Origin of the sequence: Acidovorax sp. 56 (genome assembly GCF_002749705.1) — a bacterium.
Lineage (GTDB): Bacteria > Pseudomonadota > Gammaproteobacteria > Burkholderiales > Burkholderiaceae_C > Acidovorax.
Window position 1 is genome coordinate 1435684 of the sequence record NZ_PEEV01000001.1, and the last position, 24451, is coordinate 1460134.

A 24451-nucleotide genomic window follows, 5' to 3' on the forward strand; every position below is an offset into this window, starting at 1 on the left:
GTTCATTCTTGCTCAAACGGCAAGCGAGCGGCCTCGTCGAACTGGGCGCGATTGCGGCCCATGTAGGCCCACACCCAGATGCCGATGAAGCAGACCATCGAGGCCAGTGTGGCCACGATGCGCATGGTGGTGATGTCCATTGCTGCTCTCCTTTACTTGAGCGCGCGGCCCATGACTTGCAGGTAGGCAATCAGCGCATCCAGCTCGGTCTTGCCCTTGACCTCATCCGCTGCGGCAGTGATCTGCGCGTCGGTGTAAGGCACACCCACCGTGCGCAAGGCCTTCATGCGGGGCGCGACATCCGTGGGATCAATGGTGGTCTTCTCCAGCCAAGGGTAGGCAGGCATGTTCGACTCGGGCACCACATCACGCGGGTTGTTCAAGTGGATGCGATGCCATTCATCGCTGTACTTGCCGCCCACGCGGTGCAGATCAGGGCCTGTGCGCTTGCTACCCCACTGGAAAGGGTGGTCGTACACAAACTCGCCAGCGACCGAGTAGTGGCCATAGCGCAGAGTTTCTGCACGGAAGGGACGGATCATCTGCGAGTGGCAGTTGTAGCAACCTTCGCGGATGTACACATCGCGGCCCATGAGCTGCACAGCGGTGTAGGGCTCTACACCCTTGACAGCCTCAGTGGTGGACTTCTGGAAGAACAGGGGCACGATTTCCACCAGACCGCCAATGGCGATCACCAGCAGAATCAGCACGATCATCAGGAAGTTGTTGGTTTCAATCTTCTCGTGGCTGAAACCGGCAGAAGCTTGCTTATTGTTTTGAGACATATTGGCTCCTTAAGGCTCAAGCGTGGGCTGCGTTCACGGCGGGAATCGCCACCTTGACCGAGCGGCCAGAGATTGCAGTGGCCCACACGTTCCAGGCCATCACCAGCATGCCGCCCAGGTACAGCAGACCACCGGCTACACGGATCACATAGAAGGGGTAAGTGGCCTTCACGCTTTCAACGAAGGTATAGGTCAGCGTGCCATCAGGGTTCACGGCGCGCCACATCAGGCCCTGCATCACACCGGCAATCCACATCGCTGCGATGTACAGCACGATGCCAATGGTGGCCATCCAGAAGTGCAGTTCAATGGCCTTGATGGAGTGCATCTTTTCACGGCCAAACAGACGGGGCACCAGGTAGTACAGCGAGCCCATGGAGATCAAACCCACCCAGCCCAAGGCACCCGAGTGCACGTGGCCCACGGTCCAGTCGGTGTAGTGGCTCAGGGCGTTGACGGTCTTGATGGACATCATCGGACCTTCGAATGTGGACATGCCGTAGAACGACAAGGACACGATCAGGAAGCGCAAGATAGGATCGTCGCGCAGCTTGTGCCATGCGCCAGACAGCGTCATCACGCCGTTGATCATGCCGCCCCAGCTGGGGGCCAGCAGGATCAGGGAGAACACCATACCGACGGATTGCGTCCAGTCAGGCAGCGCGGTGTAGTGCAGATGGTGAGGGCCCGCCCACATGTAAGTGAAGATCAGAGCCCAGAAGTGCACGATCGACAGGCGATACGAGTACACAGGGCGACCTGCTTGCTTGGGGATGAAGTAATACATCATGCCCAGGAAGCCTGCCGTCAGGAAGAAGCCCACCGCATTGTGGCCGTACCACCATTGCACCATGGCATCTTGCACGCCAGCATAGGCCGAGTAGCTCTTCATGAAGCCTGCAGGCACCGCGGCACTGTTCACCAGGTGCAGCAAGGCTACAGCCAGAATGAAAGCACCAAAGAACCAGTTGGCCACATAGATGTGCTTGACCTTGCGGGTGCCCACCGTGCCGAAGAACACGATGGCGTAGGACACCCAGACCAGCGTGATCAGGATGTCAATGGGCCATTCCAGTTCTGCATATTCCTTGCCGGACGTGTAGCCCAACGGCAGGCTGATCGCCGCCGCCAGGATGACCAGTTGCCAGCCCCAGAACGTGAACGAGGCCAGAGCGGGGGCAAACAACCGAACCTGGCTGGTGCGCTGCACCACGTAGTAGCTGGTAGCAAACAGCGCGCAGCCGCCAAACGCGAAGATCACTGCATTGGTGTGCAGCGGACGCAAGCGACCGTAGCTGAGCCACGGAATACCGAGGTTGAGTTCAGGCCAAGCCAACTGGGCGGCGATGATGACGCCCACCAGCATGCCGACCACCCCCCAGACCACGGCCATGATAGAGAACTGCCGCACGACAGTGTCGTTGTAGTGCGCAGCATTTGTTTTTGGAAAATCCATCGGACACCTCTTTGTATTGCGATACAAGTTTTAACCAGACTGGCATTGCGGTTATTGACGAAAGTCAACCGTCCCGGAGAATGCGCTCCCCCTCTTGCTCCACGCTCTCAAACTGCCCCCGGTACACCGCCCACCACAGGCCCGCCAGGATCATGAGCACAAGCACCACAGACAAAGGAATCAGCAAATAAAGGATGTCCATCAGGCGGGCTCCACAGCATTGAATGAAGAGGCTGCTGGCAAAACACCCGCAACCGTAAAAGAAGAAGGGCCGCCCTGCTCTGCCGACAGAACGGCGGGCAAGCCTCTGGACAAGCGGGCCGCGTTCAGCACCACCAACAGCGAGCTGAGCGCCATGCCCAGCCCCGCCAGCCACGCGGGCATCCAGCCCACCACAGCCAACGGCACGCACAGCGCGTTGTAGCCAGCCGCCCACCACAGGTTTTGGCGCACGATAGAAAGCGTCTTGCGCGCCAACAGCACTGCCTGTGGCACCAGCGCCAAGCTGTCGCCCAGCACCACAAAATCCGCCCGCGAACGCGCCAGCGGCACCGATCGGCCAAAGGCAAACGACACATGGGCGCCCGCCATCACCGGGCCGTCATTGAGCCCATCGCCCACCATGGCCACATGGTGGCCTTGGGCTTGCAGCGCTTGCAACGCTTGCAACTTGTCTTGGGGGGTGCACGCACCACGGGCTTGCTCAATGCCCGCCTGTGCTGCCACGCGCTGCACCGCCCCAGGGCGGTCGCCAGACAGCATCTGCACCGCCAAGCCCGCCTTGGCCAGCGCTTGCACCACGGCAGCCGCTTCGCCGCGCACATCCTCGACCAACCCAAAGCGGGCCAGTTCCAGGGATGATTCCTGGCCAGACTGTGCGCCTTCCTGCGCCAGCACCACCCACAAAGCCGTTGAATCCAGGGGCCCGGCAAGCGCTGCCCCCACAGCATCGGCCGCCCCATCAGCCACCCCGGCATGCACAGCCGACCCCAGGCGCACACGCCCCAGCGGCTGCTGCGCAGTGCGGTCAAACACATCGGCACTCAAGCCCAAGCCTGCCTGCTCCTGCAAGTCAGTGACCAACCAGCGCCCATCGTCAGCAGCGGCCGCCGCCACCAGCGCACGCGATGCGGGGTGCAGCGATTGCCGCGCCAACGCTGCGGCCAGCGACAGGGCCGCCACCTTGTCCAGCGCCGAAGCCGCCAAGCGCACCTCTTGCAGCGCCATCGCATCGCGCGTCAGGGTGCCTGTCTTGTCAAACACCACGGTATCGATCTGCGCCAGCGCCTCCAGCCCTTGCAGGTTGCGTACCAACACCCCTTGCCGCGCCAACGTGCCCGCTGCCGTCAGCATGGCCACTGGGGTGGCGAGCGACAGCGCACAAGGGCAAGTCACGATGAGCACCGCCACGGCCACCATCAATGCATGGCCTGGGTCTTTGGGCCACCACCAGGCCGCCGCCAAAAAGGCCGCCAGCAGCACTGCCACCAAAAAGGGCCGGGCAATGCGATCCGCAAGCTGGGCCAGGCGGGGCTTTTGCAACGATGCGCTTTCCATCAGCGCCACGATTTGTGCAAACCGGGTTTGAGCCCCCACACACTCCACGCGCGCCTCCACAGGCGCCTGCAGGTTGTAGCTGCCGGCCGTCACCGTGCTGCCCAAGGGCCGATCCACCGGGGTCGATTCCCCCGTCAGCAGCGCCTCATCGGCCTGCGTGCTGCCCAGCGTGATGGAGCCATCGGCCGGAAAAGCCTCGCCCGGCAGCACCCGCACCGTGTCGCCCACCACCAAGCGGCGCACCGCCACGCGGGTGAATGCGCCATCAGCGCCCAGCCGCTCTACGCTGTCTGGCAAGCGGTTGAACACCGCCTCCAAGGCTCCCGCCGTGCGATCGCGCAGCCGCAGCTCCAGCCAGCGCCCCGTCAGCAGGAAGAAGACAAACATGGTGAGCGAGTCAAAGTACACCTCGCGCCCAAAAATGCCGTTGGGGTCAAACGTGCCCGCCGTGCTCACCGCAAAGGTGATGCCCATGCCCAAGGCCACCGGCAAATCCATGCTCACCCGCCGCTGGCGCACATCGCGCAACGCGCTGGTAAAGAAAGGCCCGCAGGCAAAAAAGATGACGGGCAGCGAAATCACCCACGATGCCCAGCGCAGCAGCGTCTCCATCTCTTGCGACAGATCACCCGGCTGCGCCACGTAGGCAGGCCACGCATACATCATCACCTGCATCATGCAAAAGCCCGCCACCAGCCAGCGCCACAGCGCTCGGCGGTTTTCCACCTGGCGCTGCCCACGCACAAACGCATCCATGGCAGGCATGGCCCTGTAGCCTGCGGCCTGCACCGCGCCCATCCACTGCGATGGCAGCACCCTGCCCGGCTGCCACACCACCCGGGCACGCCGGGTGGCCGCACTCACGTCCGCCTGCAACACACCGGGCACAGACTTCAATGCATCTTCAATCGTGAGGGCGCACGCTGCGCAGTGCATGCCGTCCAGCACCACATGCGAATCCCACGCCGTGCTGGCCGGGTCACTGCCCGCTGGCACGTCCAGTGCGGCACCGGCTGCCGTGCAGGGGCGGCCAAAGCCCGCCCATTCCTGCGGATCGTCGAGCAGGGACGGCGAAGCCGGCGGTGTAGGCGCAACCGCAGCCTCGGCAAGAGGCACAGCGGCAGCAGGCGTCACCGGTGATTCAGGCGCGCCAGAGCGAAACATTGACATGGTTCAAGCCTATCCGGGCAACGTGACATGTCTATTGACCTGGATCAAGTCACAAAAGATGATGCATCCTAAGCTTGTTCCATCACTTTGAGGAGCCCATCATGTACAAACGCATCCTGATCGCAACTGACGGTTCGCCCTTGTCCGACAAGGCCGTGGAAAGCGGCCTGTCCCTCGCCGCACTGACGGGCGCCTCCGTGGTGGCTCTCAAGGTCGTCCCACGCTACCCACGCAGTTACTTTGAAGGTGGCATGCCGGTGGATGCTGGCGACGTCAAGCGCATTGAAGGCCAGTGGGGTGACGCCGCCCAGGCCATGGTGGACGCCGTCAAAACCCAAGGCGAAGCCCAGGGCGTGACCGTGAAAGCCGTGACCGCCAAGTCCGACCTGGTGGCCGAGGCCGTGATTGCTGCCGCCAAAAAGCACAAGTGCGACCTGATCGTCATGGCATCGCACGGCCGCAAGGGCCTCAAGCGCCTGCTGCTGGGCAGCGAAACGCAGCATGTGCTGACACACTCGCACATCCCTGTGCTGGTGCTGCGTTAAGCATAAAAACAGGTGCTAGCGCTTACCCATCAAGCGCTACAAGCTATCAAATAAATAGCACCCCACCGCTAAGGCACAACGCCTTAGCGGGGTTTTTTCATGGCCGACTGGATTGCGGGCGGCTCAGTGATTGCCCAAATACAACTGCGCCATGCGCTCATCGGCCAGCAGCCCCTGTGCGGGGCCCTGCAACACGCACCGCCCCTGGTCCAGGATGTAGCCCTGCTGGCTGATCTGCAGCGCCTGGCGCGCGCGCTGCTCCACCATCAGCACCGCCACGCCTGCGGCGGGCAGCTTTTGCACCATGTCAAACACCTTGCCGACCAGCGAGGGCGCCAGCGCTGCCGTGGGTTCGTCCAGCACCATGATGCGCGGCGATGGCATAAGGGCCCGCGCAAAGGCGAGCTGCTGGCGCTCGCCGCCCGAGAGGTTGCTGGCGGGCTGAGGCAAACGTTCCACCAGCGCCGGAAAGTCGGCCAGCACCTCGTCCATGCGGCGCTTGATGTTTGCCACGCCGCGCACCACCAACAGGTTCTCGCGCACGGTGAGCGACGGGAACACATTGGCCACCTGCGGCACGTAGGCCAGCCCTGCGTCAAAGCGGTCTTCGGCCGACAAGGCCGTGATGTCGCGTCCGCCCAGGTGGATGGTGCCCGCCACCCGTGGCAACAGGCCCAGCAGCGCCTTTACCAACGTGGATTTGCCCGCACCGTTGGTGCCCGCAATGGTCACGATCTCGCCCGGCGCCACGGCCAGGTCAATGCCGTGGATGATGTCCACCTCGGAATACCCGCCGCGCAATTGCGCGATCTGCAGCAAGTTGTCTGCGCCGCTCATACCACCCCTCCCATATAGGCTTCCTGCACGCGCGGGTCGTCCAGCACCGTGTGCGGGTCGCCCTCGGCCAGAATCGCGCCCCGATCCATCACGATCATGCGGTGCGACAGTGACTTGAGCGCCTGCAGGTGGTGCTCGATCACGATGAAAGCGATGCCCTGCCCGTTCAGCTCGCGCACGCGGTCGCAAATTTCTTCGATCAGCACCGGGTTCACCCCGGCAAACGGCTCGTCCAGCAAGATGCAACGCGGGTCCAGCATCAGCACCCGGCCCAGCTCCACCAGCTTCTTCTGCCCGCCCGAGAGGCCCCCCGCCGTCACATCGCGCACCCGCGCGAGGTTCAAAAACTGCAGGATGCGGTCCGCCTTGGCAGACAGCTGCGCCTCGTGCTCGCGCAGGCTGCGCGTCTGGAAGAAGGCATTCACCAGCCGCTCCCCTTGCGGGTTGGCGGCAGCCGCCATCAGGTTCTCGTGCACCGTGAGGCTCTTGAACTCGCGCGGAATCTGGAAGGTGCGCACCAGCCCCAGCCGCGCGCGGCGGTAGGGGGGCATACGGGTAATGTCATGCCCCTCAAACTCGATCTGCCCCGCATCCGCTGGCTGCTGCCCGGCAATGGCCGCAAACAGTGTGCTTTTGCCCGCACCGTTGGTGCCTGCAATGCCCAGAATCTCGCCCGCCCCCAGTTGCAGCGACACACCGTCCACCGCCTTGAAGCCGCCAAACTGCCGCGTGACGGCCTCCACCTTCAGCATCGTTGTTGCGGTCATTGGTTTTTGCCTCCAAACAGGCCGTTTGGCTTGTACAGGGTGACCAAAATCAGCGCCAGGCCCACCGCAGCCAAACGCAGGCTGGCCATACCGACTTCTGACACGCCCGGCACCCAGTCCTTGGCAAAGCGCGATCCCTCCAGAAACACCATGAGCAGCAGCGAACCAAACACCGCACCGCGCACTGTGCCCGAGCCGCCCATCACCAGTCCCATCCACACATAAAACGTGATGAGCGGGATGAACTGCTCTGGCGTGATGAAGGTGATGAAGTGCGCATAGAACGCCCCCGCCACGCCAGCCAGCGCCGCCCCCAGCATGAACACCTGCACCTTGAACCAGGCCGGGTCCTTGCCCAGGGCCGACAACGCGGGCTCATCGTCGCCAATGGCCTTGAGCAGCCGCCCAAACGGGCTGGCCGCCAGGCGCACCGTGCCCCAGGCCACCACAGCAACCACCGCCAGCAGCGTGGCAAAAATTGCCATGTCCGACACACCACTGCCCCAGGACGCAAACAGCTTGGGCAAGCCGGGCAAGCCCTGCACGCCCTTGGTCAGCCAGCTCTCTTGCTGGATGGAGATGCGCACCGCCTCCGAAAAGCCGAGCGTCACGATGGCCAGGTAGTCATCGCGCAGTCGCAGCGACAGCAGGCCAATGGGCAGCGCCAGCAAGCCCGAGAGCACAGCCGCCGCCACAAAACACAGCACCAGCGGCACGCCTTGCAGCGCCAGCAGGCCCGAGGTGTAGGCGCCCACGGCAAAGAACGCCACGACGCCAAAGTTGACCAGCCGGGTCAGGCCGAACTGCAGGTTCAGGCCCAGCGCCAGCAGGCAGTAGATCAGCGCAACGATGCCAATGGCACAGAGGTAAGCAATCATCGGTCGAACTCCTTACCGCACCAGCTGCACGCGGCCCATGATGCCCGCCGGGCGCACCAGCAGCACCAGGGCCAACACCACAAACGACAGCACCAGCTTGTACGACGGCCCCATCAGTGGCACCGCCAGCTCTTGCGCCACACACAGCAGCAGCGCACCCAGCACCGCGCCCACCGGGCTGCCAATGCCGCCCAGCACCATGGCGGCAAACGCGGGGATCAGGCTCTCCCACCCCATCTCGGGGCTGACCACGGCCTTCATGCCCAGCAGTACGCCGCCCAGTGATGACAACGCGCCCACCAACAGCCACAGGCTCAGCATCAACCCATTGGCACGGATGCCGCTGGCGCGCGCCAGGTCCGCACTGTCGGCCACGGCGCGCAGCTGGCGGCCAAAGCTGGTGCGGTAGATCAGCACAAACACCACCAGCAGGCAAACGGCGGCCACCGCCGCAATGGCCAGGTCGGTGGGCAACACGCGAATGCCACCAAAGTTCCAGGCGCGCACCAGGGGCAGGTCAAACGTGCGCTGGTCATGCCCGGCAAAAAAACCGATCAGGCTGCGCAGCAAAAACCCGAGGCCAATGGCCGCGAGCATGGACGACACCATGGGCCGCCCGGCCAGCTTGCGAAAGATCAGCGTGTACGAGCCCGCCGACACCACGGCCGTGACCACCATGCTGATGAGCGCCGCCGCCCACAGCGGCCAGCCCCCCAGCAATTGCACCGCCACGGCAGCGTAGGCGCCGGTGGTGAGCATGTCGCCCGTGGCTGCGTTGGGAAAGCGGTTAACGCCCATCACCAGGGTCATGGCCAGGGCAGGCAGTGCCACCACCAGGCCTTCGATCAATCCATTGATCAGCAGGTTTACAAAGTCGATCCAGGTCATTGCGTCATTCCGTCATCCCATGCACATCTGCGCTGTGCGCCGCAAAAAAATGCCCGGGGCCTGCACCTGGCAGGCGCACCGGGCGCGGTCCGTCACATCGTGATGGACACCACGTCGCGCCGCACCAATTGGCCCTTTTCGATGATGAACACGCCAAAGTCCGGCGTCACATCACCCGCCTTGTCAAAGTCCAGCTTGCTCGATGCGCCCTCATAGTTCACCTTGGCCTTCTTGGCCAGTTGGGCCTTGCCTTCGGCGAAGGTGAACACGGCGGTGCCGGGCGCGTTGGAGACATCGCGCATCTTGGCGTTGATCTGCTCTACCGTGGCCTTGGGGCCAGCGGCCTCCATGGCCAGCGCCAGCGAGATCACCATGTCGTACGCCATGGCGGCGTAGATGTTGGTGGAGGCCGCCTTGCCCGTGGCCTTGGTGAAGGCCGCGTCAAACTGGGCATACGAAGCGCTCTTTTCGTTGGACACCGTGTCCACCGAAATGATGCCCTCGCACACATCTGCGCCCAGGGCCTTCACCAGGTCGGGGTTGGCCGCCCAGCCGGGGATGATCCACTTGGTATCGGCGCCGGACTGGAACCACTCGCGCAGGATGATGGTGGTGTCGGGCAGGTACGAGCCCATCACGATCACATCGGGCTTGGCCGCCAGAATCTTCTGCAGCTCGCTGCGGTAGCTGGGGCGGCTGGGTTCGTAGGTGACATGGGCCGCCACCTTGCCGCCGCGTTTCTCCCAGGCCTTGGTGAAGCCTTCCACGTTGCCCAGGCCGGATGCGTTGTTGAACGCCATCGTGGCCGGGCGCTTGAAGCCGCGCTTGGTGCAAATCTCGGCAAAGGCCGCGCCAAAGCGGTCGTTGGTGGCCTGAAAGCGCCATACCAGGTCCTTGGTGTCCAGCGTGGAAATGGCGGGCGCACCCGACACGTTCATCTGGATGATGCCTGCCGCGTCGGTCAGCGGCATCACCGCCAGCGTCACGCCCGAGGCCCAGGTGCCCAGCACCGCCTGCACCTTGTTCACCTCGATCAGCTTCTTGGCGGCCAGCACGGCGGCGTCGGGCTTGGTCTGGTCGTCTTCGGTAAAGAGTTCGAGCTTGCGGCCACCTGCGCCGCCAGCGGCGTTGACCTCGTCCACCGCCATGCGGATGGCCTGCTGCATGCCAGGGCCGTAAGGGCTGCCTGCGCCGGTGATGGGCGTGAGCGAGCCGATGCGGAACACATCGCCCTGCTGGCTGAAACCGATGGAGGGAAGGAGCTGCAGAGCTGCTGCTGCGCCGCCGAGCTTGACGAAATTTCTACGTTGCATGGTGATCTCCGGTCAGGTCAGGGTTGGAATTCAGAGGGTGTTCTTGACGAAAGCGCCGTCCTTGACGATGGCGCGGATGTGCTCGCCCTGGCCCAGCAGGCAGGCGATGTCGGCCAGCGGGTCGCCATCGACCAGCAGCAGGTCAGCCACGGCACCGGGCGTCACTTCGCCCAACTGGCCTTGCTGGCCCAGGATCTCTGCGCCAATCAGCGTGGCCTGCTGCAGCACCGGGCCATTGCCCAGAATCTCGGCGCGCAGGCGCAGCTCGTCAGACTGCAGGTAGTGCGTTTCGGCCAGCAAGTCGCTGCCCAGGCCCATCTTCACGCCCGCCTTGGCCAGAATCTCGATGGCCTGCTTGCCTTGCCCACGTACCGAGTCGATCTTGGCAATCGACACCGCAGGCAGGCCATAACGCTCGCCCTCATTGGCCAGGCCCTCGTAGGTGATGAGCGTGGGCACCATGAAAGCGCCCATCTCGGCCATGAACTCTGCCGTGGGCGCATCCACCAGGTTGCCGTGTTCAATGGTGCGCACGCCGCAGCGCACGGCGCGGGCAATGGCGCGCGGTGTGTAGGCATGGGCCATCACATAGGTGTTGGCGTTGGAGGCCTCTTCCACAATGGCGCGCAACTCGGCTTCGGAGTAGCCCAGGTTGCCAATCGGGTCGTTGGGCGATGCCACGCCGCCCGAAGCCATCACCTTGATCTGCGTGGCGCCCTTCAGGATTTCTTCACGCACCGCCAGGCGGCAAGCATCCACGCCATCGACCACGCGGCCGATGTTGCCCAGCTTGTAGGCGCACGAACACACATCCAGGTCGTCGTTGCGCTGGCGGAAATCCGCATGCCCGCCGGTTTGCGACAGCGCCTTGCCCGCAGGGAAGATGCGCGGCCCCTGCACCAGCCCCGTGCGCACCGCCTCGGCCAGCGACCAGTCGGCGCCGCCCGCATCACGCACGGTGGTAAAGCCCCGCTCCAGCATGCCCTTCATGATGGGCAGCGAGCGCATCATGGTGAACACATTGGGCATCTTGGCCACGGCACCCAGGTTGAACGAAGACGCCACCACATGCACGTGGCAGTCGATCAGGCCGGGCATGAGCGTCATGCCGCGGGCGTCCAGCACCGTGGCGCCTTCGGGGGCCACCAAGTCAGCCCCCACGGCGGCAATGCGCCCGTCCTGCACCAAAACGGACAAGCCAGTGCGCAAGGTCAGGGCATGCACATCCAGAACGCGGCTGTTTTCAATCAACAAAGTGGTCATGAGCAAGGTCAAGAAGGTGGCAGAAGCGTGATGGAGGACTTCCGAAATACTCATGGCTTGCAAAGTGCAGGCCACGGGCGTCAGGGGTGAATGTCACGGCCTCAAGTTGGTGCAGCGCACCATCTCTCAGAGGTAAATCCATGACATCGATATGTCACAGGATGCATTTATCAGGCCAATTGCCCTTGGCCGCAACGCCTAAAATCTCACCCACCCATGAGCAGCACTCATACCAAGGGATAACCCTATGCGCCGCCTCTGCCCCACTATTTCGGAGCTGAACGCCTTTCACTCCGCCGCCAAGCACCAGGCCTTCACCATGGCCGCGCGCGAGCTGTGCGTGACGCAAAGCGCCATCAGCCGCCACATTGCCGCGCTGGAGGACTACCTGGGCCAGAAGCTGTTCATCCGCAAAGCCACCGGGCTGGAGCTGACCGAGGCGGGCGCCACCTACCTCAACGCCACCCGCCCCGCCATGGCCGCGCTCGAATCGGCCACGGCACAGCTCATGTCCTACGGGGGCGATGGCGGCTCACTCAACCTGTCGGTGCCGCCCACGTTTGCGGCGCAATGGCTGTTTCCGCGCCTGGGTCACTTCAAGCGCACGCTGCCACAGGTGTCGCTGAACTTTGTGCGCTACCAGCACGCGCACGACTTTGCGACGCCGCACGAGTTTGACGCCGCCATCCAGTACGGCTACGGCAACTGGCCCAGCGCCAATGCGCGCTACCTGATTGGCAAGGAAACCAGCATCGTCTGCAGCCCCCAACTGCGCGACACCCTGCCCTTGCACACCCCGCAAGACCTGATGCGCGCCACGCTGCTGCAACACATCGAAGTGCCCCTGGCCTGGCAAGACTGGATGGAAGCCCACGGCCTGGACACCAGCGCCAGCCGCTTCGGCCCGGGCTTCAACCTCTACTCACTCATCATCCGCGCCGCCGTCTCAGGCTTTGGCGTGGGCATCGTGCCCACCTGTTTGGTGGAGGACGAACTGCAGGCAGGCACGCTGGTAGAGCCGCTGAAAGACCGCTTTGACAGCCCGCTGGGCTACTACCTGTGCGCGCCCACGGCCCGTACCAATTTGTCGGTGTACCGACTGGTGGCCGGATGGCTGGAGCATTGCTGCAACCATGGGGAAGGGGTGGCTGCACCTGCGGCTGCGGAGGCTGGGGCGGGCTGCATTTTTTGCGCGCCGCAGCAAGGGGCGAACAGTGCCAATGCCACCACCACGGCTGCAGCCATGGCGGGTTGACTAGGCAAGCGCGATGGCAGCGCCGGGCGTTGCGCAAACAGTTTTATAGAAATATGGATCTAGCGCTTATAGATAAAGCGCAAGCAGCTATCAATTAAATAGCAATCACCTCTTGCATCCACCAGCCAAGAGAGGCCTCACTTGGCTCGGCATTGAGAAGAAGTGTGCGACACCAAGGAGTAATCGAACTCCGCATCGATGGAGATGCACGCCGACTCGGGTAATGAGGGTGCAAACCACGCCACCACTTCGGCACCGTTTTCAGCATCGTGAAAGAAGCGGTCGACCTTGGACCATTCCACCTTGAAGCTCTCGCTGTCTCTGCAAAACATTCGGGTGCTGGTGTAGCTCTTGCCGGAAACGACATAGCTGTATTCCACCACTGGAAACTGGCCAGTGAACTGCCGAGTGCCTCGGCCTACTTGCACTGGGCGGCTGTCCATTTTGAGGAAGCGCACCGGGGTGCTGAGGTAGGTGCATGGAGTCGTTGGAGGAGTCAGAAAGACAGGAGCAAGGGATGCACCAATGATCGCGACCAAGGCGATTGCGAGGGGGATGGCTAGGATGCGGCGATTCATTACTGAGATCTGACGGGGCTGGAATAGACCAATTTCACAGTGCCAACAGCGGTATATAGCACACCGCATCTGGCGATGCGCTCAGCTTTCTACCGTCATCTTTGACGGAAGGCGACAACGGAAAATCGGTCAACTGAACAGCCTTGAGGCCAGACCACAGCCCTCGGGATTATTCGCTCTTGGGAAATATGGCAAAAGGCAAGACCTGACCCCAGTCATTCGCTCATGCCCGATTCAGCCTGCAATGTGCGCTGTGCTGTTTGGGTACTCGCCATTGCGCCAATGGCGAATGATCACTTGGGCGGCTCGGGCCACTACGCGTTGTTCGTGATCACCAGGCATGGGAACGAGGAGCTTCAACTTGCCATCAGACTTGCGAATGCTGAGCTGCCCAGTGACAGCGCCAGCAGCCTCTGACCGTCCAGCCTCAAGTTCGCGATACTTGAGACAAGTGAACGAATACGTGCATGACGTATCGTTCTCATCTTCTTTCCTGACGTTAACGCACATCCAATCAAGAAACTCATTCAAAACCATGGCAGGGGCAGAGCTTTCATGTGCTGGCTAACGAATAAGCTCAGCGACCGGCGAAGCCGTCCGCTGCAGCGACCTGTTAGACGTCATCGCGCTCATAGACAGTTTCCTTGTGCGATGCACGTGCCGACCAGCAAAAACATAGGCGCGACCCAACTGAGGGCGGCTGACAAGAGGACTGCAGACCCGATGCGAGATGCCAAGGACACACGTCCGCGCACAAGCCAGAGTACAGCGGCCAAGAACGCCACGGGCATGACGTACGCAACCACCAAGGCAGATGCATGCAGTAACCCGTCACCGGGCGTGAGTACCGCGATTGCGCCGTAAAGGAGAGCAGCGGAAAGCGCGATCGAAAGAACAGCAATGGACGTGTAGAGCCAAGGCCGAGCGGTTCCAGCGGTCCACGCCAGCATCACCGCAGCGGCTGCAAGCGGGAGAAAGAAGCTGATTTGGGCACGGAGCATCTGTGACGTCTAACTAGATTTAGACGACAACAATAAAATCAAAAGAAGTCTGATAACGCACTTCGACACGAAATTTTTGCCAAACGTATGCATCTCCCCACCTTTTAGGCAAACCTAAAATTTCGCGGATGGATGCATTCCGATGTTTGCGCTGATCAAGCCCCGCCAAAGCGGGACCGGATGCCGACCTTGCATTCAAGCAAACAACCCCTTGTACTGATCCCGCAGCAGATTCTTCTGCACCTTCCCCATCGTATTGCGCGGCAGTTCCGCCACCACAAAGCACTTCTTGGGAATCTTAAAGTTGGCCAGCTGCGACTTGAGCTGGGCCACGATGGCGTCGGCATCCAGCTTGGCGCCGGGCTTGGCAATGACCACGGCCACGCCCACTTCGCCAAAGTCGGGGTGGGGCACGCCGACCAGGGCGCTTTCGGCTACGCCGGGCATGTCGTTGATGTAGCCCTCGATCTCTGCGGGGTAGACGTTGTAGCCGCCGCTGATGATGAGGTCTTTGCTGCGCCCAACGATATGGGCATAGCCGCGCTCATCGACTTTGCCCACGTCGCCGGTCTTGAAGTAGCCGTCCTTCGTGAACTCTTCGGCCGTCTTCTCAGGCATGCGCCAGTAGCCCTTGAACACGTTGGGGCCCTTGACCTGGATGCCGCCGATCTCGCCCACGGGCAGGTCTTTGCCGTCGTCGCCCTGCACGCGCAGGCTGACGCCCGGCAGGGGGAAGCCCACGGTGCCGCCACGGCGTTCATCCTGGCCGTTGTAGCGCTTGTCGGCGGCGTAGGGGTTGCTGGTGAGCATGATGGTCTCGCTCATGCCGTAGCGCTCGAGGATGGTGTGGCCGGTGCGTTGCTGCCAGTCTTTGAAGGTCTCGATGAGCAGCGGTGCAGAGCCTGCGATGAACAGGCGCATGTTCTTCACAGCCTCTTTGTTCAAACCTGCCTCGGCCAGCATGCGCACGTACAGCGTGGGCACGCCCATGAACACTGTGGCGCGGGGCATGGCGGCGATGACGGCCTTGGGGTCGAACTTGGCCATCCAGATCATCTTGCTGCCGTTGATGAGCGCGCCGTGGATGGCGACGAACAGGCCGTGGACGTGGAAGATGGGCAGTGCGTGGATGAGCACGTCCCCCTTCTTCCAGCCCCAGTAGTCCTTGAGCATGACGGCGTTGCTGAGCATGTTGCCGTGCGTGAGCATGGCGCCCTTGCTGCGGCCGGTGGTGCCGCTGGTGTAGAGGATGGCGGCCAGGTCGTCAGCACTGCGGGCCACGACCTGGTGCTCGTCGCTGTGGTGGGTGGCGCGCTCGAGCAGGCTGCCGGTGCGGTCATCGCCCAGGGTGAACACATGCTGCGTGCCCAGGGTGAAGGCGATTTTGCTGACCCAGCCGAAGTTGCCGGGGCTGCACACCACCACGGCGGGCTCGGCGTTGCCGATGAAGTATTCGATCTCGGCGCTTTGGTAGGCGGTGTTAAGGGGCAAGAAGACGTAGCCCGCGCGCAGCGTGGCCAGGTACAGCGCCATGGCTTCGACCGACTTTTCGACCTGCACGGCCACGCGGCTGCCCTCGGGCAGCTTGAGCGAGGCAAGCAGGTTGGCGATGCGGGCGCTGGCGCGGTCCAGGTCGCGCCAGGTGTAGAACAGCGGGGAGCCGTCTGCGGCCGTGGTTTCGACGGCGGTGCTGTCCAGGTCAGACGGGAAGGCTGCGCGCAAGGCGCTGAAGAGGTTGTGTTGGCTCATGGCAATTCAGGAGTAACGGAGGTGAGCGGTTGAGGAAATGGTGAGCTTTGAATGAAGCGGTTGATGGATTCGGCGCAAACTGGGTGGAAGCGTTCGAACAGATTCTTTCGACGGGCTCAGGACAGGGGGCGGCGACAAGCCTGTGCAAACCTCGCGCCAGGTTTCGACAAGCTCAACCCGAACGGATATTTGAGGTTCACAGAGGCGCGTGTTCGCCATCCCACCCTTATTGCGGGCTCCGCCCGATCAGATATTTCAAGTTCACAAAGGCACTCTCAATCAAACTGGGGCGAACGCTTTTCTAGAAAGGCGGTGATGCCTTCGCGGTGCTCGGGGCTGTCGGCATAGGCGTAGGGGTCTTGCGGGCCATTTACTATCATTTCAATAGCTGCTTGCGCTTTACCGTCCTGCGCTAGCGGCATTTTTAATGCCCTAAGCACCTGCTTATTCATGCGGGCGGCGCCAGGGGCCAGTGCGGCGATGCGGCGGGCGCTGCCCAGGGCTTCGGTGGCGACCATGTCGTCGGCCACCACGCGGCTCAAAAAGCCGCGCGCCTGCATGTCTGCGGCGTTGAAGGTGGCGGCCTCCAGCAACATCTGGCGGGCCGTGGCATCGCCCACAGCGCCTGCCACCAATTGCGCCTCGCGCGGGGCCATGGGAAAGCCGAGCTTGGCAATGGGGGCGCCAAAGCGGGCCGATGCGCCAGCCACGCGCACATCGCAGCAGCTGGCAATCTCTACCCCCGCGCCCATGCAGGCGCCGCTGATGCTGGCCACGATGGGCACATCGCACTGGAGCATGGCATTCAACCCGCCCCACACGTCGTTTTCATGAAAGTCGCGCAGTGCTGCGGCATCGAAGCGAAAGCCGGGGTATTCCGAAATATCGCCCCCCGCGCAAAACGCCCCGCCCTCGCCCGCGATGAGCACACAGCGCGCATCGGTGCGGCGCTGCACGTCCTCAAACACCGCACGCAGTTGCCGCCACATCGCCCGCGACATGGCGTTCAGCCGCCCGGTGTGGCGCAGCGTGACATGCACCACACCGCCCTCACCGACTTCCATCAATACTTCACCCGACATGTTGGCAATCCATCCACTTGTGCAAGCTACTCATATTCGTAGGCATTCAAAAATACAAATCCGTTCACTGAGCGCAGTCAAAGCGCCGCGTAAGGCTTCGACAAGCCTGTGCTGAGCCTGTCGAAGGGCTCAGCCCGAACGGTTTGGGTTCTGATGAACTGAACACAAATCCGTATCAGCCCTCAGAGCCCGCGCGGCGCCATCGCCAGGGCCACCGTGGAGCTGGCTCTGCCAGGCCACCGGTGGCGTCCCCCTTCAGGGGGAAGGCGCAAAGCGCCTCAGGGGGTTAATCCAGCTTCGCGCCAGAGGCCTTGACCACCTCCGCCCAGCGCTTGACCTCGCTGCTCACAAACGCGCCAAACTGCTGCTGCGTCATGCCGCCGTAGTCAGCGCCGTTAGCGGCCCAGATGGTCTTGAGCTCATCGAACGTGCCCAGGCGCTTGGCTTCTTCCACGATGCGCGCTTGCACATCGGCGGGCGTGCCCTTGGGGGCCCACAGGCCGTACCAAGTGGTCACGGTGTAGTCGGGCAGGCCCACTTCGGCGGCGCAGGGCACGTCGGGGAAGGCTGGGTTGCGCTTGGCACCCGACACCATCAGCGCCTTGATGCGCCCGCCCTTGATGTGCGCGGCCGACGAGCCCAGGCCGTCAAACATCATGTCCACATTGCCGCCAATCAGGTCTTGCAGCGCCGGGCCTGCGCCACGGTAGGGAATGTGCGTAATGAAGGTGCCGGTTTGCTGCTTGAACAACTCGCCCGCCAGGTGGTGCGATGTGCCCGCACCGGCCGAGCCGTAGTTGAGCTTGGCGGGGTTTTTCTTGACGTGGTCGAGGAACTGCTTGAAGTTGGTCGAGGGGATCTTGGGGTTCACCACCAGCACCTGGGGCACGCGGGCCAGCAAGGCCAGCGGGATGAAGTCTTTCTCGATGTCGTAGTCGAGCTTGGGGTACATGGCGGGTGCGATGGAGTGGTGCACGCCGCCCATGAACAGCGTGTAGCCATCGGCCGCCGCGCGGGCTGCAAAGCTGGCCCCCACGGTGCCACCTGCGCCACCCCGGTTGTCAATCACCAGCATCTTGCCGGTGGACTTGGAAAACTGCGCCGCCAGCGGCCTGGCAAAGGCGTCGGTGCCGCCCCCGGCCGGAAATGGCACCACCAGGTTCACTGGCTTGGAGGGCCAAGCCGATGCCTGCGCCCACAGGCTGCCCGTGCCCAGCAAACCCAGGCCCGTGCCAGCGGCTGCGCGCAGCAGTTGGCGCCGCTGCAGGTGTTGGCGCTGCAGGTTGTTGTCTCTCGTCATTCCTTGTCTCCTGTCGTCGTTATAAAAATAGGAAAGTCCGTCCCTTGCCATCCGCCGCAGCAAGCCCAGGCGGCGTGGCAATCAGTTGCGGCAAAGGCTGTCGATGTCTCCCGACACTGGCACTTTGCCCTGCGCCAACAAGCCGCGGTGCTTGTCTATGCGCTTCAAGTCGTACAGGTAATTCACCATCAACCCATACGATTGTTTCAGCCCCTTGGCAGAGGGGTCACCCGCCCAGTTCAGGCGCTCCACGCGGGCCCCGTTGCCCAGGTGAAAGCGCGCCACGGCGTCCACCGGCTTGCCCTCTTGCATCTCGCGGCCCAGATAGTACGCCGCGCACTCCAGCAGCATCTGGCGCACGGGGGATTTGGCATCCAGCTCCAGTGGCTTGTCCAGCGCAGCCAGAAAGTGCGTGGGCTGTGGCGGCTCAAACCCCACCGCACGGCCCAGCTCGCTGCGGCGCTTGTCGTCCAGGCGCTCGAGCATGGCACCAGCATGCTTGCCCAGCCAGGCGCGAAAACCCGGAATGGGCGACAGCGTGGCAAAGGTGCGCAGCCGTGGAAACTCCTGCGTCAGCGTCTCCACCACATGCTTGATGAGCGAATCGCCAAAGCTCACGCCCCGCAGCCCCGTCTGCGTGTTGCTGATGGAATAAAAAATGGCCGTGGTGGCCTTGGCCAGGTCGGCCGGGGCGGCGGCCTCGTCCAGCAGCGGCGTGATGCTGGACGAGATTTTGTCGACCAGCGCCACCTCCACAAAAATCAGCGGCTCGTTGGGCAGCCGGGGGTGGAAGAAGCCGTAGCAGCGGCGGTCGCTGTCCAGCCGGTTTTTCAGGTCGGCCCAACTGCGAATGTCGTGCACCGCCTCGTACTTGATGAGCTTTTCAATCAGCGAAGCGGGCGAGTCCCACGACAGGCGGCGCAGCTCCAAAAATGCCACGTCAAACCAGGTCGAGAACAGGTGCTCCAGCTCGGCATCGAGCGCCAGCAAGCGCTTGTCGCTTTTGAGCAGCGGCAGCAGCTCAGCGCGCATGTCCACCAAAAAGCGCATGCCTTCGGGGAACACCGCAAACCGCTGCAGCAGCCGGGTGCGCGGTGACACCAGCGCGCGGCGCAGCGAGATTTCGGCCTGCCCCTCTTCGGCCGTGCCTGCGGCGGCCTCGTAGCGCTGGCGGGCCGATTTGAACTGCGTGGCATCGGGCGCAAACTGCTCGCACAGCAGCAGCCACATGTCGCGCCGCTCCTCAGCCTCGGCCGTGGCATACCACTCGGCCACGGCCTGGGCGCGGCGGCCACCTTCGAGCTCGCTCACCTGCGGGGCCACCACTTCCTGCAAGTCGGTCAGCAAGCGGCGCAGCGCACGGGGCGACAAGGCCTCTTGCCCCCGGCGCAGCGTGGCCTGCAGCCGCTCGTGGGTAGAGCGCGGCACAGCCACCTTGGCCACTACGTCGGTCACGCCGGATTTGTCGGTACTGGTGCGGACCTGCTTTTCAGGGCCTTTGCCGCCCTCTTTGGCCGCTGCAGGGGCGGCAGCGCGCAGACGGGAGACACTGCGGGAGATCCATTCGGCGGTGCTGTTCATGGTGTCAACCTCGATTGCTGGTTACGGGCCACATCGCGCAGCGCATCGCGCTGGCGCAACAAATGGGAGCGCATGGCGTCTTCGGCAGCGGCACTGTTGCCCGCCTTGAGGGCGGCAAACACGGCCAGGTGCTCGGACAGGCTTTGTTGCAGGCGGCCTGGCGCATGCAACTGCTGCAAACGGGCCAGACGCAAAATCTTGCGCAAATCACCAATCACCTGGGCCAGCCAGCGGTTGTCCGCCAGGGTGATAAAGGCCTCATGGATCGCGTGATTGGTGACGTAGTAGTCGGTGATGCGGCCTTCGCTGGCGCACTGCTGCAGGCGCTGGTGCAAGGTCTCCAGCGCCGCCACATCGGCACTGCTGGCCTTTTGCGTGGCCTCGTGGGCGGCACGCCCTTCCAGCAAGGCGATCACGGGGAAGATTTCATCCAGATCGCGCTCTGTGACCTCGGCCACAAAACAGCCCCGGCGCGGCTCATGGCGCAGCAGCCCCTCGGCCACCAGCACCTTCAACGCCTCGCGCAGCGGCGTGCGCGAAATCTCCAGCCGCTCGCACAGCGCAGCCTCGTCCAGAAAGCTGCCTGGCGGCAGTGCGCCACCAAAAATCTGCTCGCGCAGCCGCGAGGCGACTTCATCGTGCAGTGAATTGGGAACCGGGCGCATGGTGTGAAACCGCTCCTGAAAATATGCGAAACCGCCTTGCCTGCGGAGTGCTGTTGCAGCTAGGACCACCGCCCTTTGAGCTGCTTATCACTCACTGCTCTGCAAGCTTTTATCGCGTTGCAGGTGACTGTAATTTCTCATAATTACGCAAAATAACAAGGGGAAAACCCTGAGTTTCGGGGGTTGGGGATACACAAAATTTAAGGTGTGCGGCCTGGGGGCAACACCTGGGTGGCTGGGCTGAGTGGCAGGCACTGCTGTGACCCAACGGGAGCGGTGGAATTTGATCCGAAACAGCGTCCAGCTCGTCTGTAATAAGCGCCAGAAGCTATAAAATAAATAGCAAACCGCAGAGCGCACTGCGGCTGGTGATGCACAAAGGGCAAGAGCCATGCACCGTGCAGTGAGATACGGCAACGACCGTGGGGGCCAGCGCTAGACAGCTTGGCGGCCCGAGCCAACAGCGCCCCCCATCCTCCAAGCCGCCATTCATTCAAAACAGATGGTGCTGCACCCGAAGCGCACAGTCGGCGGGCCCGGCTCCACCTATGGGCACGCTATAGTTTGCTGCAGAGTTAGACCTAGCAGAACACACTACTGTGGCACATCAAACCTCCCCAATGCGATGGCTGCACCTCGGTGCAGCCATGCTTGCCGGCATCGCGATCTACCAGCTTTTTGTCGTTGTTCTCAACGGCTACCTTGCTGCAATTGCAGTGCCAAGACAGTACTTCATGTGGTTCGGCAGGCAACGACAGGAACTTGCCCTTGCCATCATTCAGCTTGCAAGTGCGGTTCCAGTCTTCCTGCTTGTGACCGGCTGCGTTCTAGCTGTGTGCCGCTCACTCAGAAGCCGGAGCATGACGTTTCTGGCTGCCATTCTTGTAGGCATGCTTCTCAGTCACCTTTACTGGGCAGTGAGCTTTCTGGCTTTTCTCCCCGCAGGCCTTTCGCCAGAAGTTGAGCTGTATCCAATGTCGGTCCGCTTGCAGCAGTTGTTCGTTGTTCCGTGGTGGTCGCTACCTACAGTACTCGCACCGTGGCTCGGGTTCGGGCTCTCGTCGTGGCTCCTGCGGCAGCGCGATGAGGGCTAATCCCTCGTTGACGATGTAATCGTCAGCACCATGCTGCAGACTGCCAGCACGACGGTTTTGCCCAAGCGCTGGTAAAGCCCGCTTGCATTTGCACTTGCCAGCCCTTACGGCTCAGGGTGTCGATGGGGAAAGCAGCCGCAAATACCGTGCCGACGGCGCCAGGATGCCTGGGCCGCTCGGCTGCGGTTGGGCCGATCAGCGCCGCATGCAACTCACTTGCGCACCACCACCGGCTGGCGCTGCGCCCACACCCACAGCGCCACACCTGCGGCCACCATGGGCACGCACAGCCACTGGCCCATGCTCATGCCCAGTGACAAGAGGCCCAGGAAGGCGTCGGGCTCGCGGAAATACTCGGCGATGAAGCGGAAGCTGCCGTAGCCCACCAAGAAGGCGGCGGCCACTTGGCCCTGTTTGCGCTCACGCCGGGCATACAGCCACAGCAGCACAAAGAGCAGCAAGCCTTCCAGCAAGAATTGGTACACCTGCGAAGGGTGGCGGGGCTGCATGGAGCCGCTGTGCGCAAACACCATGCCCCAGGGCAGATCGGGGCTGGCAAAGCGGCCCCACAACTCGCCGTTGATGAAGTTACCCACGCGCCCGGCGGCCAACCCGGTGGGCACGCAGGGCGCTACAAAGTCGGCCACCTGCAGCCAGGGGCGTTTGCGCGAATGGGCAAACCACAGCATGGCGGCAATCACCCCCAGCAGGCCGCCGTGAAACGCCATGCCACCCTGCCACACCGCAAAAATCTCCAGTGGGTGGGTGAGGTAGTAGCCGGGCTTGTAGAACAGGCAGTACCCCAGGCGCCCGCCAATGACGACACCGGCCACGCCAAGGAAAAGGATGTCCTCCACATCCCGGCGCGTCCAGGCGCTGGGGCCGGTGATGGAGGCAAAGGGCTCGTGCCGCAGGCGGCGCGTGCCCAGAAACATGAACAGCCCAAACGCCACCAGGTAGGTGATGCCGTACCAGTGAATGGCGAGGGGGCCCAACTGCAGGGCAACGGGGTCGATGTGGGGGTAAGTCAGCATGGTGGGCGGTATTGTGCCCGCAACCCATGACGGGCTTGGCGTGGGGCCAAAGTGCCCTGCGCACCAAAACCCAGTGCGGCCCTGGGCACCCCAATGAGGGGTTACATGCCAACTTTGGCATAATTGATAAGCATTCCTATTTGCATTCACACATCCGCTTTCGCCCATTTACCAGTTTGCCCGTTCGTTGCCGTGCAAGAGCTTTACCTAGACCACCACCCCTGGCTGCAAAGCCTGCTGCGCAAGCGTCTGGGCAACCGGGAGGACGCGGCGGACCTGGCGCACGACACCTTTGTGCGGGTGATGCGCTCAGAGCTGTCGCCCGCAGACCTGCGAGAGCCGCAGCGCTTTTTGGCAACGGTGGCGCGTGGGCTGGTGGCCGACCTGTTCAGGCGCCGCACGCTGGAGCAGGCCTACCTGGACTACCTGGCCGCCTTGCCCGAAGAGCAAGCCCCCTCCCCCGAGGACCAGGCGCAAGCCCAGCAGGCCCTGCTGGAGGTAGACGCCCTGCTGCGCGCCCTGCCCACCAAGGTGCGGCAAGCGTTTTTGCTGGCGCAGCTGGAAGAGTTGCCCTATGCCGAAATCGCCCAGCGCCTGGGCATATCGCACCGCACGGTGAGCAACTACCTGACGCGCGCCATGGAGCACTGCTGCCTGGCCCTGGTCTGACCCTGCCCGCCTGCATGAAATCCACCGCCACCCGCACCCCAGCCGAGCGCCAGGCCCTGCACGAGGCCGCCCGCTGGCACACCCGCCTGCACGACGAAGCCGCCACGCCCGAGGACCAGCAGGCCTGGCAGCACTGGCACAGCGCCCACGCCAGCCACCAGCAAGCTTGGCAAACGGTGCAAGCCGTGAGCCAGCGGCTGGCACGCATCCCCGCTCCGGTGGCCCTGCAGGCCCTGGCCCAGCCCCCGCTGGCACGGCGCGCGGCGCTGCGGGGCGTGGCGCTGGGCCTGGGCGGGTGCGCAGCAACGTGGCTGGCGTGGCAAGCCAGCCCCTGGCAGGCACTGGGCGCCACGTACCACACCGCCACGGGCGAGCGCCTGCACCTGGGCCTGCCCGATGGCTCTGAGCTGGCGCTGGACACCGCCACGGCGGTGGACGAGCAGTTTGACGCGCACGAGCGCAGGCTGCAGCTGCGCTCTGGCCGCATCCAGATCAGCACCCGGCCGGACTTGCACCAGCGCCCCTTCAGCGTGCAAACGCCGCAGGGCACCGTGCTGGCGCTGGGCACGCAGTTCACCGTGCAGGTGCTGGACGCGGGGCACACCCGCGTGGCGGTGCAAGAAAAATCGGTGCGCGTACAGCCCACCCATGGCGAGGCGCGCCTGCTGGTGGCCGGGCAGCAGCTGGATTTTTCGTCTACCGAAGCCCTGCCACCCCAACCGGCCCACCTGGCGCAGGCCAGCTGGCGCAACGGCGGGCTCATCGCCCTGGACATGCCCCTGGGCGAGCTGGTGCAGGAGCTGGCCCGCTACCGCCCCGGCTACCTGGGCTGCGCGCCCGAGGTGGCCCATCTGCAAGTGTCTGGCGCGTTTGCGCTGGACCACACCGACCAGGCCCTGGCCGCACTGGCCGCCAGCTTTGCCGTGCAGGTGCACTACCGCACCCGTTACTGGGTGCGGGTAGAGGCAGCGTGAGGAGTGGCCT

At 63.3% G+C, this 24451-nt stretch carries 23 protein-coding genes; 5 read left to right on the plus strand and 18 right to left on the minus strand.

Annotated elements, in window-relative coordinates:
* Window positions 1–2 precede the first annotated feature (2 nt).
* The 5 genes from CLU88_RS06270 to CLU88_RS06290 all read right to left on the minus strand — a co-directional run bounded on the left by CLU88_RS06270 (window position 3) and on the right by CLU88_RS06290 (window position 4962).
* Window positions 3–140, minus strand: a complete 138-nt coding sequence (locus tag CLU88_RS06270; protein WP_099655857.1) for a cbb3-type cytochrome c oxidase subunit 3 — start codon at window positions 138–140, stop codon at window positions 3–5.
* Between the two features lie 12 nt (window positions 141–152).
* Window positions 153–785, minus strand: coding sequence for a cytochrome-c oxidase, cbb3-type subunit II (gene ccoO / locus CLU88_RS06275; protein WP_099655858.1), 633 nt, complete (start codon window positions 783–785; stop codon window positions 153–155).
* A 16-nt stretch (window positions 786–801) separates the two neighbouring features.
* On the minus strand, window positions 802–2241 hold the full coding sequence (ccoN, locus tag CLU88_RS06280; RefSeq protein WP_099655859.1) for a cytochrome-c oxidase, cbb3-type subunit I: 1440 nt from the start codon (window positions 2239–2241) through the stop codon (window positions 802–804).
* A 64-nt stretch (window positions 2242–2305) separates the two neighbouring features.
* On the minus strand, window positions 2306–2443 hold the full coding sequence (gene ccoS, locus CLU88_RS06285; RefSeq protein ID WP_044398643.1) for a cbb3-type cytochrome oxidase assembly protein CcoS: 138 nt from the start codon (window positions 2441–2443) through the stop codon (window positions 2306–2308).
* Window positions 2443–4962 (minus strand): cation-translocating P-type ATPase, encoded by a 2520-nt coding sequence (locus CLU88_RS06290; protein WP_099655860.1) that lies wholly within the window; start codon window positions 4960–4962, stop codon window positions 2443–2445. The genes ccoS and CLU88_RS06290 overlap by 1 nt, the downstream gene beginning before the upstream one ends.
* Window positions 4963–5069: 107 nt before the next feature.
* Between CLU88_RS06290 and CLU88_RS06295 the strand changes: the two genes are divergently transcribed.
* The gene (locus CLU88_RS06295) at window positions 5070–5513 is read left to right on the plus strand and encodes a universal stress protein (protein ID WP_099655861.1); all 444 of its coding nucleotides are present in this window, start codon (window positions 5070–5072) and stop codon (window positions 5511–5513) included.
* Between the two features lie 123 nt (window positions 5514–5636).
* Here CLU88_RS06295 and CLU88_RS06300 read toward each other — a convergent pair whose 3' ends face one another.
* The 6 genes from CLU88_RS06300 to CLU88_RS06325 form a co-directional block, all read right to left on the minus strand.
* A complete protein-coding gene (locus CLU88_RS06300) occupies window positions 5637–6350 on the minus strand; it encodes an ABC transporter ATP-binding protein (protein WP_056064401.1) in 714 nt (237 codons plus the stop codon).
* Window positions 6347–7117 (minus strand): ABC transporter ATP-binding protein, encoded by a 771-nt coding sequence (locus tag CLU88_RS06305; protein ID WP_099655862.1) that lies wholly within the window; start codon window positions 7115–7117, stop codon window positions 6347–6349. The genes CLU88_RS06300 and CLU88_RS06305 overlap by 4 nt, the downstream gene beginning before the upstream one ends.
* Window positions 7114–7995 (minus strand): branched-chain amino acid ABC transporter permease, encoded by an 882-nt coding sequence (locus CLU88_RS06310; RefSeq protein WP_099655863.1) that lies wholly within the window; start codon window positions 7993–7995, stop codon window positions 7114–7116. Before CLU88_RS06310 ends, CLU88_RS06305 begins: the two co-directional genes overlap by 4 nt.
* Before the next feature lie 12 nt (window positions 7996–8007).
* Window positions 8008–8883, minus strand: a complete 876-nt coding sequence (locus tag CLU88_RS06315) for a branched-chain amino acid ABC transporter permease (protein ID WP_057223312.1) — start codon at window positions 8881–8883, stop codon at window positions 8008–8010.
* Window positions 8884–8975: 92 nt separating this feature from the next.
* Window positions 8976–10196: an ABC transporter substrate-binding protein gene (locus CLU88_RS06320; protein WP_099655864.1), complete on the minus strand. Its 1221-nt coding sequence runs from the start codon at window positions 10194–10196 to the stop codon at window positions 8976–8978.
* Between the two features lie 30 nt (window positions 10197–10226).
* Window positions 10227–11459 carry an amidohydrolase family protein gene (locus tag CLU88_RS06325; protein WP_099658688.1) on the minus strand — a complete coding sequence of 411 codons (1233 nt, stop codon included), beginning with the start codon at window positions 11457–11459 and terminating at the stop codon, window positions 10227–10229.
* A gap of 247 nt (window positions 11460–11706) precedes the next feature.
* Between CLU88_RS06325 and CLU88_RS06330 the strand changes: the two genes are divergently transcribed.
* Window positions 11707–12714, plus strand: a complete 1008-nt coding sequence (locus CLU88_RS06330; protein WP_099655865.1) for a LysR substrate-binding domain-containing protein — start codon at window positions 11707–11709, stop codon at window positions 12712–12714.
* 137 nt (window positions 12715–12851) lie between these two features.
* On the opposite strand, the gene CLU88_RS06335 is transcribed toward CLU88_RS06330, so the two are convergent.
* The 6 genes from CLU88_RS06335 to CLU88_RS06365 form a co-directional block, all read right to left on the minus strand.
* On the minus strand, window positions 12852–13157 hold the full coding sequence (locus CLU88_RS06335; protein WP_143225953.1) for a hypothetical protein: 306 nt from the start codon (window positions 13155–13157) through the stop codon (window positions 12852–12854).
* A gap of 1331 nt (window positions 13158–14488) precedes the next feature.
* Window positions 14489–16042: a malonyl-CoA synthase gene (locus tag CLU88_RS06345; protein WP_099655868.1), complete on the minus strand. Its 1554-nt coding sequence runs from the start codon at window positions 16040–16042 to the stop codon at window positions 14489–14491.
* A 275-nt stretch (window positions 16043–16317) separates the two neighbouring features.
* Complete coding sequence (locus CLU88_RS06350) at window positions 16318–17124, minus strand: enoyl-CoA hydratase/isomerase family protein (RefSeq protein WP_099655869.1); 807 nt, start codon at window positions 17122–17124, stop codon at window positions 16318–16320.
* Window positions 17125–17410: 286 nt separating this feature from the next.
* Window positions 17411–18424 carry a tripartite tricarboxylate transporter substrate binding protein gene (locus tag CLU88_RS06355; RefSeq protein ID WP_099655870.1) on the minus strand — a complete coding sequence of 338 codons (1014 nt, stop codon included), beginning with the start codon at window positions 18422–18424 and terminating at the stop codon, window positions 17411–17413.
* Window positions 18425–18505: 81 nt separating this feature from the next.
* Entirely contained in the window at window positions 18506–20005 is a 1500-nt protein-coding gene (locus CLU88_RS06360) for a malonyl-CoA decarboxylase (RefSeq protein ID WP_099655871.1), read from the minus strand.
* On the minus strand, window positions 20002–20670 hold the full coding sequence (locus CLU88_RS06365) for a GntR family transcriptional regulator (RefSeq protein WP_099655872.1): 669 nt from the start codon (window positions 20668–20670) through the stop codon (window positions 20002–20004). The genes CLU88_RS06360 and CLU88_RS06365 overlap by 4 nt, the downstream gene beginning before the upstream one ends.
* Before the next feature lie 647 nt (window positions 20671–21317).
* On the opposite strand from CLU88_RS06365, the gene CLU88_RS06370 reads away from it, so the two are divergent.
* A complete protein-coding gene (locus CLU88_RS06370; RefSeq protein ID WP_099655873.1) occupies window positions 21318–21764 on the plus strand; it encodes a hypothetical protein in 447 nt (148 codons plus the stop codon).
* A gap of 212 nt (window positions 21765–21976) precedes the next feature.
* Here CLU88_RS06370 and lgt read toward each other — a convergent pair whose 3' ends face one another.
* A complete protein-coding gene (gene lgt / locus CLU88_RS06375) occupies window positions 21977–22798 on the minus strand; it encodes a prolipoprotein diacylglyceryl transferase (protein ID WP_099655874.1) in 822 nt (273 codons plus the stop codon).
* Window positions 22799–22990: 192 nt separating this feature from the next.
* Between lgt and CLU88_RS06380 the strand changes: the two genes are divergently transcribed.
* Together CLU88_RS06380 and CLU88_RS06385 are read left to right on the plus strand one after the other, a co-directional pair.
* Window positions 22991–23467 carry a sigma-70 family RNA polymerase sigma factor gene (locus CLU88_RS06380; protein WP_099655875.1) on the plus strand — a complete coding sequence of 159 codons (477 nt, stop codon included), beginning with the start codon at window positions 22991–22993 and terminating at the stop codon, window positions 23465–23467.
* A gap of 14 nt (window positions 23468–23481) precedes the next feature.
* Window positions 23482–24441 carry a FecR domain-containing protein gene (locus CLU88_RS06385; protein WP_099655876.1) on the plus strand — a complete coding sequence of 320 codons (960 nt, stop codon included), beginning with the start codon at window positions 23482–23484 and terminating at the stop codon, window positions 24439–24441.
* Window positions 24442–24451: the final 10 nt, after the last annotated feature.